Origin of the sequence: Enterococcus sp. BWR-S5 (assembly GCF_016745255.1) — a bacterium.
Classification (GTDB): domain Bacteria; phylum Bacillota; class Bacilli; order Lactobacillales; family Enterococcaceae; genus Enterococcus_L.
Genome location: NZ_JADOEQ010000009.1, coordinates 162,349 through 177,435, shown reverse-complemented (window position 1 = coordinate 177,435; position 15,087 = coordinate 162,349). Strand labels below are relative to the sequence as shown.

The window sequence follows — 15,087 nt, the reverse complement described above, 5'->3', positions numbered from 1 at the left end:
ACCTCCAAATAATTTGTAGTTATTTGGAGGTTTTTATAATCATAGAATTTCTATAATTATAGGTATTTAATACATGGCGTTTTCGTTCCATGGAGACTTCGGTATAGATTTGAGTGGTAACGATGCTGGAATGCCCCAGCAACTCCTGCACTTCCCTAATGTTTGCACCATTATTCAATAGTTCTGTCGCAAAGGTATGTCTTAGGTAATGCGGGGTTGCTGTGGTTTCGATATTTGCTATTTTTAAGTATTTTGAAAAGATGTCTTCAATTCCATAAATAGAGAGACGCGTGCCATATTTGTTGATGAATAGGCTGTGGTCAACAGGACGATAATCTTTCCTGATGTTCAGATAGCTGCTGATCGCTTGCTTTGTTTCTGTGCTGGAGAGGTAAATCAGGCGTTCTTTACTGTTTTTTCCATGAATTAAAAGAGAATTGTCAGATAGATTGTAATCATTGAGGTTGATATTGCTTGCTTCACTAATACGAATGCCTGTTGAAATGAGCAGTTCTAAAAGAGCAATATCCCGAGTACAGTTTTTTCTTTGATAAGCACTGATTGCATTACTTTGGACACGAGTATACATCGTAGATAATAGATGATTGATTTCGCTAATTCGTAGGGTTTTAGGCATCTTTTTTTGTTTTGGGTAGCTGATTCGAGTGTCTTCAAACTGTTGATTTCTAGGAATAAGCTCATTACTAGTCAAGTATTTATAAAACATCCGATAAGTAATCAATTTTCGCTTGAGTGAGGAAATTTTTAATTGGTCTTCTTGATTCAATTTATTGATAAAAAGAATAATCCCCTCTGGAAATGCAACTTCTTGATTTAAACAGTAGTCAGCTAATAAACTAAGGTCTGAATGATACGCCTTTATAGTTCTAGAAGATAAGTTGTGGTAGTTCTTTTTGTAATTTAGAAAATCTGAAATCCATTGCTTCAAAATGAAAATCCTCCATATCTTTTTATTGATAAGTATAATAAAAAGATATGGAGAAGCTATATGCATGTTTATGAAGATGTCTAGTTCTGGATAACTAAGAACCAATATACTCCGTAATCCCCTCTAATAATGCATCAGCAACCTGCTGCTGATAGTATTCCGTAACGAAGGTTGCCAAGTCGTAATCGTTGTTCATGTACCCAAGCTCAAGGAGCAACGCCGGGCGAGTATTTTGACGCAAGACTTGAAAATTCCCAACCTCTACACCACGATTTTCCAGTGGTAACGTGTACGCTAGCGACTGATTGATGGTTTCCGCTAATTCCGCGTATTTTTCATAATAGTAATAGGTCGTTGTGCCGGAAGCATCGTTCATATAGTCTGTAGAGTCATAATGGAGGCTGAAAAAGAAATCCGCTTGATTGCTAATGCTGTCTTCACAGATATCATCCAACGTTTCTGTTACATCCGATTCTCTGGTAAGGATGACGGTACAGCCCGCTGCTTCCAATGTTTCCTGAATCACTTGAGCCGTTGCCAGAGTGATATTCTTTTCGTAGTAGTAATAGTCGTTGCTGAGGGCGCCGGTATCCTCTCCGCCATGACCGGGGTTCAAGACGACAACCGTCTTTTCCAGTGAGGTTGGTGTCACAGGCTCCTCTATCTCTACAAGGGCACTATATAAGCTAGATACATAGCCTTCGTATTCTCCATTCACCACTACATGATACCAATCATAGCTCTCATCAATATATTCAACATATTCACCACGTGTCACCGTGATCAGCTCTGTGCTGTCGGCATCGGGCTGGCTGTATAAAGGGATATCCTCTTCACCGATTTGAACGGCTGTAACAGCTAGCGATTCATTCTCATCTGCTTCATCGGCAGCGGCGACGGTCAATGCGGTTTGATCGACTGGCGTAGTTTCCTTTGTTGTATCGTTGCTTCCTGAAATAGGTGCGCGTAATTTAAAATAATAAAAGCCAGTACTTGTGCCCAAAATAATAATAAACAAGAATAGTAGCCGTCTTGTTTTTCGTTTTTTACTCCTCATACATTCTATCCCCATCATTCTTTTTGATGTTCTAAAGATACAAACCCAAGCTTAAAAACGACTTAAATAAAAAATAAATGCTTCATTTTGGGTTGAAGTTTGTCTGATGGTTCGTTAAAGTAAAATAAAAAGTAGGTGAAGTAGATGGAAATGATGATTAACTACAGTTTGATATTGGCAAAAAATCAGTATTTAGAAACAGAGCGTCTGCACTTGCGACCGGTAACATTGGCCGATGCGGAGGATATGTTTGACTATGCGTCAGATGGGGAAACAGCAACTTATGTTTTTCCTGTTCATTATAAACTCGCGGATACAGAGGCGGCGATTGCCAGCTACTTTATAAAAGAGCCTTTAGGCAAATATGGAATTGAGCTGAAGGAAAATGGAAAAATGATTGGCTCAATTGATTTACGTGTTGATGAGGTGAATCGAGTTGCGGAAATCGGCTATACCTTGAACAAGGCCTATTGGGGACAGGGAATCGTTGCTGAGGCAGGAAAAGTGCTTGTTCAGCTAGGGTTTGAAAAGCTGAATCTTGTTCGAATATTTGCTAAATACGATATAGATAATCCAAACTCAGGAAAAGTGATGGACAAGCTGGGGATGAAGGAAGAAGGCGTCCAGCCCAATGCACGGATTAATAAAGGGAAAATAGTGACGGATGTCATCAAAGGGATGACAAGTAGAGACTGGGAAGAAATGAATAAGTGATGGGAGGCTGAAAAAATGGAGTGGAATGATACCTTTTCCAGAGAGCAGCAACCGGAAATTGAAGATGTTGGTGTGTATATCGATACGGCGGAGTGGAAAACGCTTTTTCACGAATTGACAGAAGTCATTGGTGCGAAGCCTAAGCTGGAACATAGTCGTTGCTCGATTCCTGGCTGGAATATGAAGTTCAAAAAGAGAGGCAAGAATCTGTGTACAGTTTATCCACAGTCAGGAAAGTTTCAAGTATTGATCGTTGCGAATCAGCAGTATCAGTCGGAGATTGAGGCGTTGGTAGTGACCATGGATGAACGAATCCAGCAAGCCTATGAAAAGTACGAGTTTCTCAACGGCGGGAAATGGTTGGTTTTTGATATCGATGGGAAAGAGATATTGGCTGATGCCCTGCAGCTGATTCAGTATCGATTACTATAAGAAAGAATCTTGAAATCAGGGGTGTGCTGTTTCCTGTTTTCAAGGTTTTTTATTCAATCTCCTGTTGTTTTTCTTACTAACGATAGGGAAAAGCAGAATGAGACCTTGGTTGGAGAAAGTTCGTGGTTATTTTCAGACTCAGGCACGATGTAAAGCGTGGCGTTCTTCTATAGAATAAGGAGTATAGAAGGTGAGTTGGAGGGATGACAAATGAAACGATTATCAAAAGCAGCGACAGTCATATTGTGGAGTGTGGGAATCATTTGTGTCTTGGGGATGGCCAGTGTAGGGTTGCTGGAAATCAGAAATGCGCTATGTGAAGTGAAAAACGACGTCATCACAGCCGTTGAAACCATGCGTGACGAAGGACAAGAGCTAAAATATACCCTTAAAGATGAGTTGGCAGATTTGAAAGATACAATCAAGTCGTATAAATAAATGAATTTTTTCGTTATAAAAGGATGCGGGAGCTGTTTTTAACTTCGCATCCTTTTTTAGTGTGCTGAGGCAAGTTAGTTTCTATTTCAAAAAACGCTGGATTTCTTTTTCTGTCATAAACACGCTCAGTAAAGTCGTAAGTCTCTCAATTGGCTCCGAAGAAAGCATTGGCTGCGGCGTGTGTGCTTCCCATTTTTCAGCAGTAGTATAAACAAATGTCGACCAGTTTGGGTTGAGAATGCGGCCATTTTGAATAGCAGTGACATAGCGCTCCTTTAAAAGAAAATCAAAGGCTTTTTTATATTCATCTTGCTTCATAAAGGAGAACGTCTTCAGCTCGTTTGTCTCCATGTCATTTTTTTCCAGCAGTCGATAAATTTGTGCCGCTTCCTTGGACATCGTTTTTTGCTGCTTGCATTGTTTCATAAGGTAATACGCTTCGGGAGACAGGTATGTCGTCCGATTTTTGTAGGATTTACAGTAAAATAGCTCGTGTGTATCAATCAAGCTCGTAACATCTGACCAGTGGAAGCCTAAATCAGTAATATTAGGCATTATGGGTGTAGAGTTGCAGGTCAATACGCCATAATGAGTCAGGTAGTCCTTTAGTGTTTTGTCAGTCATTCCAACAATCCTCCTTTTTGATTGATTATATCATGAACGCAGAATCAGAAAATCTGATGGCTGTAATAAATAGGCTGAAAATAATTTCATGAAAAGTAAAGAAAAAGCCTTGAAAATCATTGACTTTATGCGTGATAGAGGGTATTATGTTAAATGGTATTGTTTGCCCCACAAGAGCCCCGGAAACTCAAGTGTAAGTCAAACATCGAATCGAAAATTGGAGGAAAGAAACGTGCGTACAACATATATGGCCAAAGCTGGCGAAGTAGAACGTAAATGGTACGTAGTAGATGCAACTGATGTTCCTTTGGGACGCCTTTCAACAGTTGTAGCATCTGTACTACGTGGAAAAAATAAACCAACATTCACACCACATGTGGATACTGGAGATTTTGTAATTGTAATCAATGCTGACAAAGTGAAATTGACTGGTAAAAAAGCTACTGACAAGATTTACTACCGTCACAGCCAATACCCAGGTGGTTTGAAATCTGTTACTGCTGGTGAACTGCGTGAGAAAAACTCTCGTCGTCTAATCGAAAATTCTGTAAAAGGTATGCTTCCTAAAAACACTTTAGGCCGTAAACAATTTACTAAATTGAACGTATATGGTGAAGCTGAGCATCCACATGCTGCACAACAACCAGAAGTTTTAGATATCACAAACCTAATTTAAGGAGGAAAGTTCATTGGCTCAAGTACAATATATCGGCACTGGCCGTCGTAAAAATGCAGTTGCCCGTGTACGCTTAGTACCAGGTACTGGTAAAATTACTGTAAACAAAAAAGATGTTGAAGAATATATCCCACACGCTGACTTGCGTGAAGTGATCAACCAACCATTTGGCGTAACTGAAACAAAAGGCGCTTACGATGTTTTAGTTAACGTTAACGGTGGTGGTTATGCAGGACAATCAGGAGCTATCCGTCACGGAATCGCTCGTGCATTGCTGCAAGTAGATCCTGATTTCCGTTCAGCACTAAAACGCGCTGGGTTACTTACTCGTGACGCACGTATGGTTGAACGTAAAAAACCAGGTCTTAAGAAAGCTCGTAAAGCTTCACAATTTTCAAAACGTTAATCCTTGTTACACCAAGGGTTTTGGACACTTTCCACTTAGGTTGGAAAGTGTCTTTTTTATTTTGGTTACGACTTTGGTTACGAGTTTTCATAATCCAATACTTCGACGCTCTTCATTCAATCTTCTTAGAGCATCTTTTTGTTTTTCTGGATCATAATGAGTGTAACTCTTTCTTGTTACGTTGGAGCCCTCAACGTGCCCAACTAATGACTGAACAATCGATTCACTGATGTCACTATTAATTAAGTCACTGATATACGTATGACGTAATCCATGAGGCATAATGTGAGGTACCCCATATTTTAATTCCAACCTATCTAATTTATTATTTAAATAGTCAGGATGTAGGGGTTGGTTAATTAGTCCCTTCTGAGTAGTGTAAGTAAATAAGAATTGTTCATTTGACTGAAAAATACCTACTTCTTGTAGTTGCCTAAACTGTTCCATTTTCCACTCTTTTAACAATGCAACAAGTTCGGGGGAGATAGGAATATCTCTCAGCCTATGCTTATTCTTTGAACCTTGAATTCTGGTACGAATCCCTGTTTTTTTATTTTTGATTAGTTTGTGTTCTAATTGGATCGTCATATTATCAAAATCTATATCTTTCCAAATTAATGGATAAATCTCACCTTTTCCTGCTCCAATAGAATAGGTAAGTGCAAGTAAGGTATATTCTTGTAGTCCATAATGTTTGCGCATAAAGTGTAAAGATTGTTTAATAGTTTCTTTAGAATAGAATTTTTCTTTCCTACGTTGTTCTGCTTGTTTTTTGAACTCTGCATTTATAGGTAACTGAAGTAGCTCAAACGGATTTCTCTTTACAATTTCTTTTCTTTCAGCATAACGCATGACTTGTTTTGTATACGATATTAACTTTTTATAGCCTGAATATGGAGAGATATTTCTTTTTTTGTCACCAAAGGCCCAACTGAATTGTAATTTTTCAGCAAAATCAATAGTAATTTTATTCATTTGCATGTGCCCTATTTGAGGAAGTATGTGTAACCTAAACAAATCTTTTGTTCGGTCTAACGTGATTTCTTCATGATGCCTATAAACTGTATAATCATTACTCCACCACATCTGGTACACTTCTTCAAAAGTATATGATTTAGTCTTCTGTTTTACTTCTCCTTTCTTTTTTGCTAATTTTGCTTCTGCTTCAATAATTTCTGCCTCTTGTTTTGTAGACGCATATTGTACAAAACGTGAAGCATTGGCTCCCATGTAAACATTAATTTTATATTTATCATCTGCTAATTTTTTAATTGCCATTCTATTTTCTCCTTTATTGAGAAGGCACATCAAAAAAACTACATTATGATTGTACCGTCCTCGTTCTCTAGTTGTCTGCATTAATTTTTTTGTTATCTTTGTAAGAGTTAAAGGAGACTTGCTATTAACAATATTTTCACTTAGAATGAAAGTACCTGAAAGAATACACTTTTCTAAATGTATTCTCTCTAACATATCTGCCTACATATTAGAGTTGGTCGCTCATGTGGGCTTTTTTTTGTACTTTCCATAAAATTCTCCTCTTAAATCTTGACTGAACTTAATTATCTATTTTTGGTGGTCAAGCATAAATCGTTCCAATTCTTTCCTGTGGTAGTAAATTTTTCCTCCTGAAATGGGCTCACAACGTTTTAATCCTTTAGTTTCGAAACTAAGAACCGTATTTATGCTAATTCCACCAAAATATTTTGGGACATCTTTCTGTTGAATGAATTCAGGTTTCTCTACGGATTGTTCTGCTAAATTCAACATTTTTTCAAAAATTACTTGTGACTCCTCTAATAGCTTTTGTTCAAATTCCTTGCTAAATAACATTTATTCAACACTCCCTTACCTATTTTTACTCCTAAATAATTTAATTTTTTTGTTTCAATTTTGTTTCATCTCTAAATACAACTTTCCTTATTGCGTTGAAGATCTACTCTTCATGACCTAGCATCATTTGATGTTACTAAATGCCTCTAAAAATCTCTTTAAGCACATTTGCCAGTTAGTTAATGTAAATGTCTTTAAATCGCTTAAGTCTGTTAGAAAGCCTTTTTGTACTATTCCTGAGTTCCATTTATGCTCATATCTTGTTTGAATATAGTTGTTTTCTTAAAAAATTTTTTTCAATATATTTTTTTATACTCTTTGCAAGTGCACGTGACACACTGACGGTTACAGCATTCCCAGTTTGCTTGTACAACTGAGTATCCGAAACAACGTATTTCCAATTTTCCGCATCAAATCCCTGTAATTTTAAACATTCACTCGGCGTTAAGCGCCTAAGATTACTTTTTTTAGGATCGATTGCATTTTTATCATCTGTAACATAATTATTTTTAGTGCATTTGTTGTGCGTACCTGAAGATGTGAGTAGTGTTTTAGCAACCTTTTGATTGATTGGCACTTTGGATAGATCACCATTTTTGTTACTTGGGACATCCAACACATATTGTTTCACTTCTTCAGTCAAAAAATAGTTGCTCTCCACCTCCTCGTCCAGAATATCCTGTAAAGTAATAGTTAATTTTTCTCCTTTTGGAAATTGGAAGGGGATATTCTTGAAATACTTCTTATGAAAGCAAACAATAAATACTCTCTTTCGTCGTTGCGGCACTCCAAAGTCCTGACTATCTAAAACTTGATAGGATGTACTATAACCAAATACATTTAAGCATTGCAGCATATGCCTAAACGATTCTCCATTATCATGATCTATGAGGCTTGCCACATTTTCTAAAAGGATAACTTTAGGCTGTCTAACACGAATGACATCTAAAACATCAAAAAACACAAGCCCTCTGTCATCATAAAAACCTTCGAGTTTACCTGCTAATGACCAACTTTGGCAAGGTGTTGAAGCTAGCAATATATCATGTGTAGGTATTTCTTTCATTGCTGCTCTTATAGAGGCGCACATAACCTTCTCTGATATATTTGCTTTATAGCTCTTTATGCACTCTTTATCAAAATCCACCGCCAACTCTAAATCAAATCCCTCTTCAAGAAATGGAAGACCTAAACCGCCAATACCTGAACATAGCTCTACTATTTTCATTTTTCATGCTCCTACATATGGTTTTATTAAGTTTAAACTTATTTTTCTACTTATTCTGATTTTCGTTAACGTCTTTCTCGTGATCACATTTACAGTATACACCATAAAAAACGCCCTTCTCCGTCATTTTTACACTGATTTCATTTTTCTAAAAAAAATAGCTACAATATAAGACTTGTCTATACTTACAAATATGTTTTCTCTTCCATTTTAGACCATACTAATTCAATCATCTTCGTTACAATAACTTTCACACAATTATTTTTTAGCTCATATACACCTCTGTATAATACTTATTCTGTCTACTGTTCATTTATAGAAATTATTCTTATTTATCCGTACAGATGCATTTTCAATTATTTCATAGAACAATTTTTTATTTTTAAATTCTTTTCTACAAATCAAACCCTAATTCATTGGAACACTTACTTAATATGAACATCCCTATACCTTAATACTAATTCTCACTACTCAATTTCAGCTTGCTACTAAGCCATTTTCAATCTTTAGACAATTGTAGTAGGCAATAAATCGTTCAAATCCTTATACTTCTTGCTTTTGATCTTTATATGAAAACTTTCTAGATTATCTGCCTATCTTTTTTGTCATCGCAATAATCGTCATTTAATGATAGAGGTATTGTTGTTGCATCAAGCTTTTAAGTATTAAGTTACCCAAAAAAATATATTTTCAAGGAAACGTTGAAATATTTTTTAACTTATCTGCTTACTTACCAAATTAGTAAGAAAAAGAAAGTTGCTTCACTTCTTTTATTGTTATATTCTTGAATTATTAGATTCAATGCGGGGGTATGTTATGAAGCAGTTTGCTGTAAATATAAAAAATGCTAGGAAGAGAAAAGGGTATTCGCAAAAGGGGCTTGCCAAAGAGGTGGGATGCCCGCCGACAACGCTAGCGGGATGGGAACAAGGAAAATTTGTGCCGAATAAAAAACATCTAGGGAAGCTTTCATCTATTTTAGATTTACAAACGGAAGAATTAATTGATTCCACTGAGAACACTGAGGATGAGTTAAAAGTTTTAGCATTAGAACAGGCCCAAAACATCTCCAATTTTGAAGATGTGGATAAAAATGTGGAAACAGAACAATTGTCAGATTTAATTAAAGGGTATTGGGTTCTAAATGAAAAAGAACGTTTCCAATTGATAGAAATGATGAAAATTCTTATAAGTTCTCGAAAATTTAACAACAAAAAAAGGTAGCGAGTTGCTACCTTTTTCATTTTATGAAGTATATTCAATAAAGCTTTAAAATCTATTATATGGTTCTTTAGAAACACCAACATTTATATCCTAACTAGGTTAGCTACAACTTCTCCATCTTCTTGAAGTAAAATAGCTGGTTGTAATTTTTGCGTAGGCTCGACAAAGTCATAATCAATTCCTGCAAATGTCCTTAAAACGGCCATCATAATATGTCTCAAACCTTCGGGTGGAATAGCCATTCCAATTTGCTTTCGAACGCTTTCTTTCCCACCTTGGAAGTGATAATGATCTGGAAAAGTTTGAAGACGAGCACGTTCCCGATTTGTTAATGCTCTATTCTCAGTCCAGTGATACATATGAGTTCCACCACCACCAGAGCCTGTTACTGTATACGAAGGTGTATTTCTATTTAGTCTTTTGTATATATTACTCAATTTGGCACCTTTAACATTTAGGCGATATTCTTCAGGAATATCTTCCACCCATGCATTCCCACCTTCTGGTATATAAGAAAGCATATTAACGGTTCTAGGATTATGATTGGTTAATTCATGATTGAATGCATCGTTTGGTATTGGAGGTTCCAAGATAGCTTCAGATGAGGTCATATATTGATCAGGATAAGGTGTAGTAGGTGCAGGTACTTTAAACTCAATCCCTGCTTGTGCTAAATCATTCCTGATGCCAACAATAATAATACGATGGCGTGCTTGAGGGACACCATACTGCTCAAATTTATAAAAATGAGGTGTAAGTGTATAACCTGTTTCTTGTAATTCACGCACTATTTGAATAAATGCCTCACCTTCATTCGCAGATGAAAGACCACCAACATTTTCTGCAATAAAGACACTGGGTTGAAACTCACGAAGTGCTTCTACACCATATTGATATAGCGGTCCGTAACTTCCATCTAGTCCTTTTTGTTCCCCAACTAATGAATAATCATTACATGGAAAACCAAAAATCAAAGCATCAATATCTCCTAAAACATTTCGATCATGCAAATCAAAACTTCTAACATCTTTACAATAAACAGATGTTGCATTTGGATCCTGTAATATATTTAGCTTATATGTTTCAACAGTATCGGGGTCATATTCGTTAGCCCAAGCATGTTCGAAGCCCCATTCTTCATCATGTTCATCTACAAATCTTGAGGTCATTGCTGCGTAGGCACCGCCACCGGGTCCCGCAAACAGCTCTCCTGTATTGAATATCATTGTCGTCCTCCTTATATACGAACATAAGTTTTAGCATATGCCTATTATTATATTATACCGTAATCAAAGGAAGTGCAACAAAATTCGCTTAATTTCTAAAGAGGGTGGATAAAAAGGTGTAAACAAGCTATCATTAATGTATAAATATGTGACTACAAAAATGAGAGGATTGATCATATGGAAATTCTTTATTCAAATATTCCGCCCTTAACCATTGGACAAGATCAGAAAACTATTGCAAATGAAATCAAGGCTAACATAGCTCTTTCAGATAAAATTGTTTTTGCTGTTGGTTATGTATCAAGAAATAGCTTGATTGAACTTGACCGCTTGGTAGAAGAGCATAGCTTGAAAAATGTAACCTTAATTGCTGGTATGTACGCTACAGATGGAATTCCTGAAAGTATATATATTGAGATTACAAAATTGCATAATAAGTGGATGCGTAATAATATTGGAAACATCTATTTTGTTAACAATATGAGTTATCATGGAAAATTATATACTTTCTGGAAAAATGGAAGCATATTCAGAACGATTGAAGGTTCTGCCAATCTTAGTGTACTTGCTCCTACAGGGACTACACTAAGACAATATGAAATAGCAACTTCCATTGATGATTTACAAAAAAATATCGAGTTTGCTGAACACCTTGAGATGTTACAAAATCGTTGTACATCTATAGCTTCAGAGTTAGAAGGGTTTAGAATTGTTCATGAACCGATTGAGCTATTAAATGGAATTGAAAATATAACTGATCTTACCCAAAGTGCTGTTGAAACATACCAAAATTCACAAATAGATATTACAATTCGCTTTCCTATAAAAGCTCCTCTTTTTGATAAGCGTTTTAGTAATGACCGTAATGATTTTGCAAAATCAAATATTAATGTTTGTTATGGTGTAGGGAGAAAGAATTCTAAAGGGACTTACGACCGACGTAATTGGTATGAAACTCAATTAACTGTTGCAAAAGATGTTTGGAGTTTACCTTCATACCCCACCGACAAACCATTTTTCGTTATTACTGATGATGGGTATCAATTCGAAGCACACACTACAAGTGATAATCATAAACAATTTACTGCTTATGATAGTGATCGTATTCTGGGGAGATGGATTAAAGGGAGACTTGTAGCTAATGGTTTATTGTTACCAGTTGATGATGTAAACAAAGACCCAGATCATTTGGGTGTTGTTACTTCAGAGATGCTTCAACAAGCTAATATGGAAGTATTGGTCTTAACCAAAACTAACCGTCAGGAATTAGGGCGTGTATATAATAGAAAAGATAATGGTCGATTGGATAAGAGTCAATGGACTTATGAACCACTAGATGTATGGACTATTAGCTTTGACAAGGAAAGGGGAGAAAATGGATGACTTATTTAGAAACATATGTACAAAGTATTAGAGATAATAACCAAGATGAATTAGCAGATTCTGTCAAAAAAACAGCTGATGATGTTGGGAATAAATATCTGTCTAAATTTAATTATAGATCAAATCAAATAGGTATGCTACTTGGCAATGTTCAATCAGGAAAGACCGGACAAGTCTTTGCTATAGCATCAGAAGCTGTTGATAGAGGTTTTCCTTTTTTTATTTTATTAACTACTGATAACACTCGCTTACAACAACAAACTTTTGAACGAACACAAAAGGATTTAACCGCATTTGTTGTTTGTGATGAAAAAGAAGAACAAAAATTTAAAAATGCAAATGGAAAACCAGCAATACTCGTTTTAAAGAAAAATACCAGTATATTAAGAGAGTGGGCAAATATTTTAAAAAATATGCAAAGTTTTAGAGGGAATCCGCTATTTATCATAGATGATGAAGCTGACGCTGCTTCTTTAAATACTAAAGTAAATCAAAATGATGTTTCTACAATTAATAAGTATTTAACTGAAATCCGAGATACAGCTATAGCGAGTATCTATCTTCAAGTAACTGGAACACCGCAAGCTTTGCTACTTCAATCATTAAATACAGAATGGCATCCAAGCTTTACTTACTACTTTGAACCTGGAAAGGGGTATCTAGGAGGGAATTTTTTCTTTCCAAATTCAGGTGAAGTTCCAAAACATGTAAGGTTTGTAGATAATAAAACCTCAGTAGAGTGTATGAAAGAAGTTGTGATTCGGCATCTAGTTGTTACGGCACAGGCTTTTTTGAATAATGAAAATGTATCCAATTGTTTAATGCATCCAGGTATTCGACAGGCTTCCCATGAGAAGGTAAAAAAAGAGCTGGAAGAAATGCTTTTGTATCTAAAAGCACATATTAACGATATTGAGATTTTAGAAATGATCAAATATGAATACGATTTAATTGATCCTAAAAAAAGTTCTAAGGTTCTCCTTTCTGATTTAAACGATAAGGTCAAGTCATTGTTGATTTCATCTGATTATCAGATATTGACTCTAAATGGAACTAGTACGGATACCAGCTCTGATTATGAAACTGGTTGCAACTTTATCATTGGAGGAAATACACTTGGCCGAGGCATAACCTTCAATCGATTAAACACATTTTATTATATAAGAACTAGCAAGGCCCCCCAAGCAGATACAATGTGGCAACACAATCGGATGTTTGGTTACGACAGAGATCCAGGATTGGTTAGTTTATATTGTACTCAAGAACTGTATCAGTTATTTTATGATATAAATGAAACTAATAATCACATTATTGACCAAGTAAAAAGAGGAGCCAATTTTACTATCGCATATCCAAGTGGCCTTAATCCCACACGAAATAATGTATTAGATAAATCTATACTAGATATTGTGATTGGAGGCTCTAATCATTTTCCACTTGAACCAGAAAACCATTCTTTTGATGATATTACGGCTATGGTTGATGGATTTAGAGATGAAGATGATGCGATAAATGTCAGTTTGGGATTTGTCCTCCAACTCTTAAAGCATTTTAAGGCAGAAGAATCATTTAATTTAAAAGGTTATATGAATATTATTGAATCTTTGTTCAAAAGTAGTCCAGCTACTCAAGGTCGCTTATTAGTGAGAAGAGATAGAGATATCACTCGTGCAACAAGAGCATTGCTTTCTCCAAATGATTGGGCTGAAACTAATCAATATGAAGATCAATTTGTTTTAACACTGTACTGTGTGAAAGGTCAAAAAGAGAAAGGTTGGGAAGGTCACCCAATATGGGTACCAAACATCAAATTACCGAAATCGAAAGACTACTATATCATAGAATAAAAAAGTTAATAACTTAACAAATAAAAGGAACGTTACTAGCTCTATCAGAGTATAACGTTCCTTATTCGTTTCGATTTAAAGATGAAGATATCGTCTTGTCGAATAAAAGTTATAATTGTATGGATTGTTGTCATTCACTAATAATGCTATTTTTATCTAGTCAGTTTCCTTTTTTATAGTATCTAAAATTTCAGTAAAATCATTCACCAATTTAGTATAATCTTTTTCTTTGTACATATAGTAACCTTCTAATCCGCGATGGATTATAGAAAACATTGTAGGATGAAATTCTCTATCTGTTGAGTTAATAATAAATTGACTTAGTTGAGTTGCACTTTCGATGGAATAATTAAGTTTGTTTGTTAATAACTTAATTAAATTAGCTTGAATATCTGTAGGTTTAACTCCGCATTCTCTACCAAGGCCATTTAGCATACCAAATAGATATGTGCTTAATATCTGTTTTTCTTGCTCATCATTCAAATTTATTTTAACCACTTTAAGTAGTTCGTCTGATATTACTTCACTCTGATTGAAAAAATTATTATTTTCTTCCAAAACATTCACTCCATTCAAATTACTTTTATAGTTCCTTTGGGATATTGTCCATTCCAACCACAGGGAATATAGCCACTTTGGTAAATATTTGATAATAAATCATAAAATTCAGATGTGTAAATATCATCATAACTTTTGTACAACGCAATATTTATTATATCAAATAAAATTTGGTTTATCATTTCTTTCAAAATTTTTTGTTCTTCAATTAAGGTAGTTAACTTTTTCTCAATAGTTGGAATGACTTGTTTCTTTATTTCTATTGCTAGTTCATTCCAAGTCTTTTTATATAGTTCTTTATGATTTTTTGAGAGAAATGCAGTAACATTACCAATCTCTTCTAAACAAAGATTTTCCCATTGTAGATTGTTTATGCTTTTTGCTGCATCTTTCAAATCTTTTGGGTATTCAAAAGGAATATTCAAGTCTTTAGTATGTGATAAAAAATCAATGGTACATAAGGAAAGGATAATCTCTTTTTTTAAATTCATT

General features: G+C 35.3%; 17 protein-coding genes. 8 read left to right on the top strand and 9 right to left on the bottom strand.

Features of this window, described 5'->3' with window-relative positions:
- Window positions 1–19: 19 nt before the first annotated feature.
- Together IW510_RS12105 and IW510_RS12100 are read right to left on the bottom strand one after the other, a co-directional pair.
- Window positions 20–949: a tyrosine-type recombinase/integrase gene (locus IW510_RS12105; protein ID WP_202059961.1), complete on the bottom strand. Its 930-nt coding sequence runs from the start codon at window positions 947–949 to the stop codon at window positions 20–22.
- 94 nt (window positions 950–1,043) lie between these two features.
- Complete coding sequence (locus IW510_RS12100; protein ID WP_202059959.1) at window positions 1,044–2,006, bottom strand: N-acetylmuramoyl-L-alanine amidase; 963 nt, start codon at window positions 2,004–2,006, stop codon at window positions 1,044–1,046.
- A 150-nt stretch (window positions 2,007–2,156) separates the two neighbouring features.
- Between IW510_RS12100 and IW510_RS12095 the strand changes: the two genes are divergently transcribed.
- From IW510_RS12095 to IW510_RS12085, 3 genes are all read left to right on the top strand, one after another.
- Window positions 2,157–2,720, top strand: a complete 564-nt coding sequence (locus IW510_RS12095) for a GNAT family N-acetyltransferase (protein WP_202059989.1) — start codon at window positions 2,157–2,159, stop codon at window positions 2,718–2,720.
- Between the two features lie 15 nt (window positions 2,721–2,735).
- The gene (locus IW510_RS12090) at window positions 2,736–3,152 is read left to right on the top strand and encodes a DUF3788 family protein (RefSeq protein WP_202059957.1); all 417 of its coding nucleotides are present in this window, start codon (window positions 2,736–2,738) and stop codon (window positions 3,150–3,152) included.
- Window positions 3,153–3,362: 210 nt separating this feature from the next.
- A complete protein-coding gene (locus IW510_RS12085) occupies window positions 3,363–3,590 on the top strand; it encodes a hypothetical protein (protein WP_202059955.1) in 228 nt (75 codons plus the stop codon).
- An 81-nt stretch (window positions 3,591–3,671) separates the two neighbouring features.
- Here the strand turns inward: IW510_RS12085 and IW510_RS12080 are convergent, their stop codons facing one another.
- Window positions 3,672–4,214, bottom strand: a complete 543-nt coding sequence (locus IW510_RS12080; RefSeq protein WP_202059953.1) for an AlkZ-related protein — start codon at window positions 4,212–4,214, stop codon at window positions 3,672–3,674.
- 247 nt (window positions 4,215–4,461) lie between these two features.
- Between IW510_RS12080 and rplM the strand changes: the two genes are divergently transcribed.
- Together rplM and rpsI are read left to right on the top strand one after the other, a co-directional pair.
- Window positions 4,462–4,890, top strand: coding sequence for a 50S ribosomal protein L13 (gene rplM / locus IW510_RS12075; RefSeq protein WP_236674733.1), 429 nt, complete (start codon window positions 4,462–4,464; stop codon window positions 4,888–4,890).
- Window positions 4,891–4,903: 13 nt separating this feature from the next.
- On the top strand, window positions 4,904–5,296 hold the full coding sequence (gene rpsI, locus IW510_RS12070; protein WP_086348639.1) for a 30S ribosomal protein S9: 393 nt from the start codon (window positions 4,904–4,906) through the stop codon (window positions 5,294–5,296).
- 87 nt (window positions 5,297–5,383) lie between these two features.
- Here the strand turns inward: rpsI and IW510_RS12065 are convergent, their stop codons facing one another.
- From IW510_RS12065 to IW510_RS12055, 3 genes are all read right to left on the bottom strand, one after another.
- The gene (locus IW510_RS12065; protein ID WP_202059949.1) at window positions 5,384–6,574 is read right to left on the bottom strand and encodes a tyrosine-type recombinase/integrase; all 1,191 of its coding nucleotides are present in this window, start codon (window positions 6,572–6,574) and stop codon (window positions 5,384–5,386) included.
- Window positions 6,575–6,862: 288 nt separating this feature from the next.
- On the bottom strand, window positions 6,863–7,129 hold the full coding sequence (locus IW510_RS12060) for a hypothetical protein (protein WP_202059947.1): 267 nt from the start codon (window positions 7,127–7,129) through the stop codon (window positions 6,863–6,865).
- A 253-nt stretch (window positions 7,130–7,382) separates the two neighbouring features.
- Window positions 7,383–8,357 carry a DNA cytosine methyltransferase gene (locus IW510_RS12055; RefSeq protein ID WP_202059946.1) on the bottom strand — a complete coding sequence of 325 codons (975 nt, stop codon included), beginning with the start codon at window positions 8,355–8,357 and terminating at the stop codon, window positions 7,383–7,385.
- Window positions 8,358–9,173: 816 nt separating this feature from the next.
- On the opposite strand from IW510_RS12055, the gene IW510_RS12050 reads away from it, so the two are divergent.
- Entirely contained in the window at window positions 9,174–9,581 is a 408-nt protein-coding gene (locus tag IW510_RS12050) for a helix-turn-helix domain-containing protein (protein ID WP_202059944.1), read from the top strand.
- 83 nt (window positions 9,582–9,664) lie between these two features.
- Here IW510_RS12050 and IW510_RS12045 read toward each other — a convergent pair whose 3' ends face one another.
- On the bottom strand, window positions 9,665–10,807 hold the full coding sequence (locus tag IW510_RS12045; protein ID WP_202059942.1) for a DNA cytosine methyltransferase: 1,143 nt from the start codon (window positions 10,805–10,807) through the stop codon (window positions 9,665–9,667).
- Between the two features lie 177 nt (window positions 10,808–10,984).
- Between IW510_RS12045 and IW510_RS12040 the strand changes: the two genes are divergently transcribed.
- Together IW510_RS12040 and IW510_RS12035 are read left to right on the top strand one after the other, a co-directional pair.
- Window positions 10,985–12,190 (top strand): restriction endonuclease PLD domain-containing protein, encoded by a 1,206-nt coding sequence (locus IW510_RS12040; protein WP_202059940.1) that lies wholly within the window; start codon window positions 10,985–10,987, stop codon window positions 12,188–12,190.
- Complete coding sequence (locus IW510_RS12035) at window positions 12,187–14,037, top strand: Z1 domain-containing protein (RefSeq protein WP_202059938.1); 1,851 nt, start codon at window positions 12,187–12,189, stop codon at window positions 14,035–14,037. The genes IW510_RS12040 and IW510_RS12035 overlap by 4 nt, the downstream gene beginning before the upstream one ends.
- Window positions 14,038–14,193: 156 nt before the next feature.
- Here the strand turns inward: IW510_RS12035 and imm48 are convergent, their stop codons facing one another.
- Together imm48 and IW510_RS12025 are read right to left on the bottom strand one after the other, a co-directional pair.
- Window positions 14,194–14,595, bottom strand: coding sequence for an Imm48 family immunity protein (imm48, locus tag IW510_RS12030; RefSeq protein WP_202059936.1), 402 nt, complete (start codon window positions 14,593–14,595; stop codon window positions 14,194–14,196).
- Between the two features lie 14 nt (window positions 14,596–14,609).
- Window positions 14,610–15,086, bottom strand: coding sequence for a hypothetical protein (locus tag IW510_RS12025; RefSeq protein WP_202059935.1), 477 nt, complete (start codon window positions 15,084–15,086; stop codon window positions 14,610–14,612).
- Window position 15,087: the final 1 nt, after the last annotated feature.

Coding starts and splice junctions, on each gene's coding strand:
- IW510_RS12085 (WP_202059955.1), top strand. CDS start 3,363: ATGAAACGATTATCAAAAGCAGCGACAGTCATATTGTGGAGTGTGGGA.
- IW510_RS12025 (WP_202059935.1), bottom strand. CDS start 15,086: ATGAATTTAAAAAAAGAGATTATCCTTTCCTTATGTACCATTGATTTT.
- IW510_RS12100 (WP_202059959.1), bottom strand. CDS start 2,006: ATGAGGAGTAAAAAACGAAAAACAAGACGGCTACTATTCTTGTTTATT.
- IW510_RS12040 (WP_202059940.1), top strand. CDS start 10,985: ATGGAAATTCTTTATTCAAATATTCCGCCCTTAACCATTGGACAAGAT.
- rplM (WP_236674733.1), top strand. CDS start 4,462: ATGGCCAAAGCTGGCGAAGTAGAACGTAAATGGTACGTAGTAGATGCA.
- IW510_RS12035 (WP_202059938.1), top strand. CDS start 12,187: ATGACTTATTTAGAAACATATGTACAAAGTATTAGAGATAATAACCAA.
- IW510_RS12050 (WP_202059944.1), top strand. CDS start 9,174: ATGAAGCAGTTTGCTGTAAATATAAAAAATGCTAGGAAGAGAAAAGGG.
- IW510_RS12055 (WP_202059946.1), bottom strand. CDS start 8,357: ATGAAAATAGTAGAGCTATGTTCAGGTATTGGCGGTTTAGGTCTTCCA.
- IW510_RS12080 (WP_202059953.1), bottom strand. CDS start 4,214: ATGACTGACAAAACACTAAAGGACTACCTGACTCATTATGGCGTATTG.
- IW510_RS12095 (WP_202059989.1), top strand. CDS start 2,157: ATGATGATTAACTACAGTTTGATATTGGCAAAAAATCAGTATTTAGAA.
- IW510_RS12045 (WP_202059942.1), bottom strand. CDS start 10,807: ATGATATTCAATACAGGAGAGCTGTTTGCGGGACCCGGTGGCGGTGCC.
- IW510_RS12090 (WP_202059957.1), top strand. CDS start 2,736: ATGGAGTGGAATGATACCTTTTCCAGAGAGCAGCAACCGGAAATTGAA.
- IW510_RS12060 (WP_202059947.1), bottom strand. CDS start 7,129: ATGTTATTTAGCAAGGAATTTGAACAAAAGCTATTAGAGGAGTCACAA.
- IW510_RS12065 (WP_202059949.1), bottom strand. CDS start 6,574: ATGGCAATTAAAAAATTAGCAGATGATAAATATAAAATTAATGTTTAC.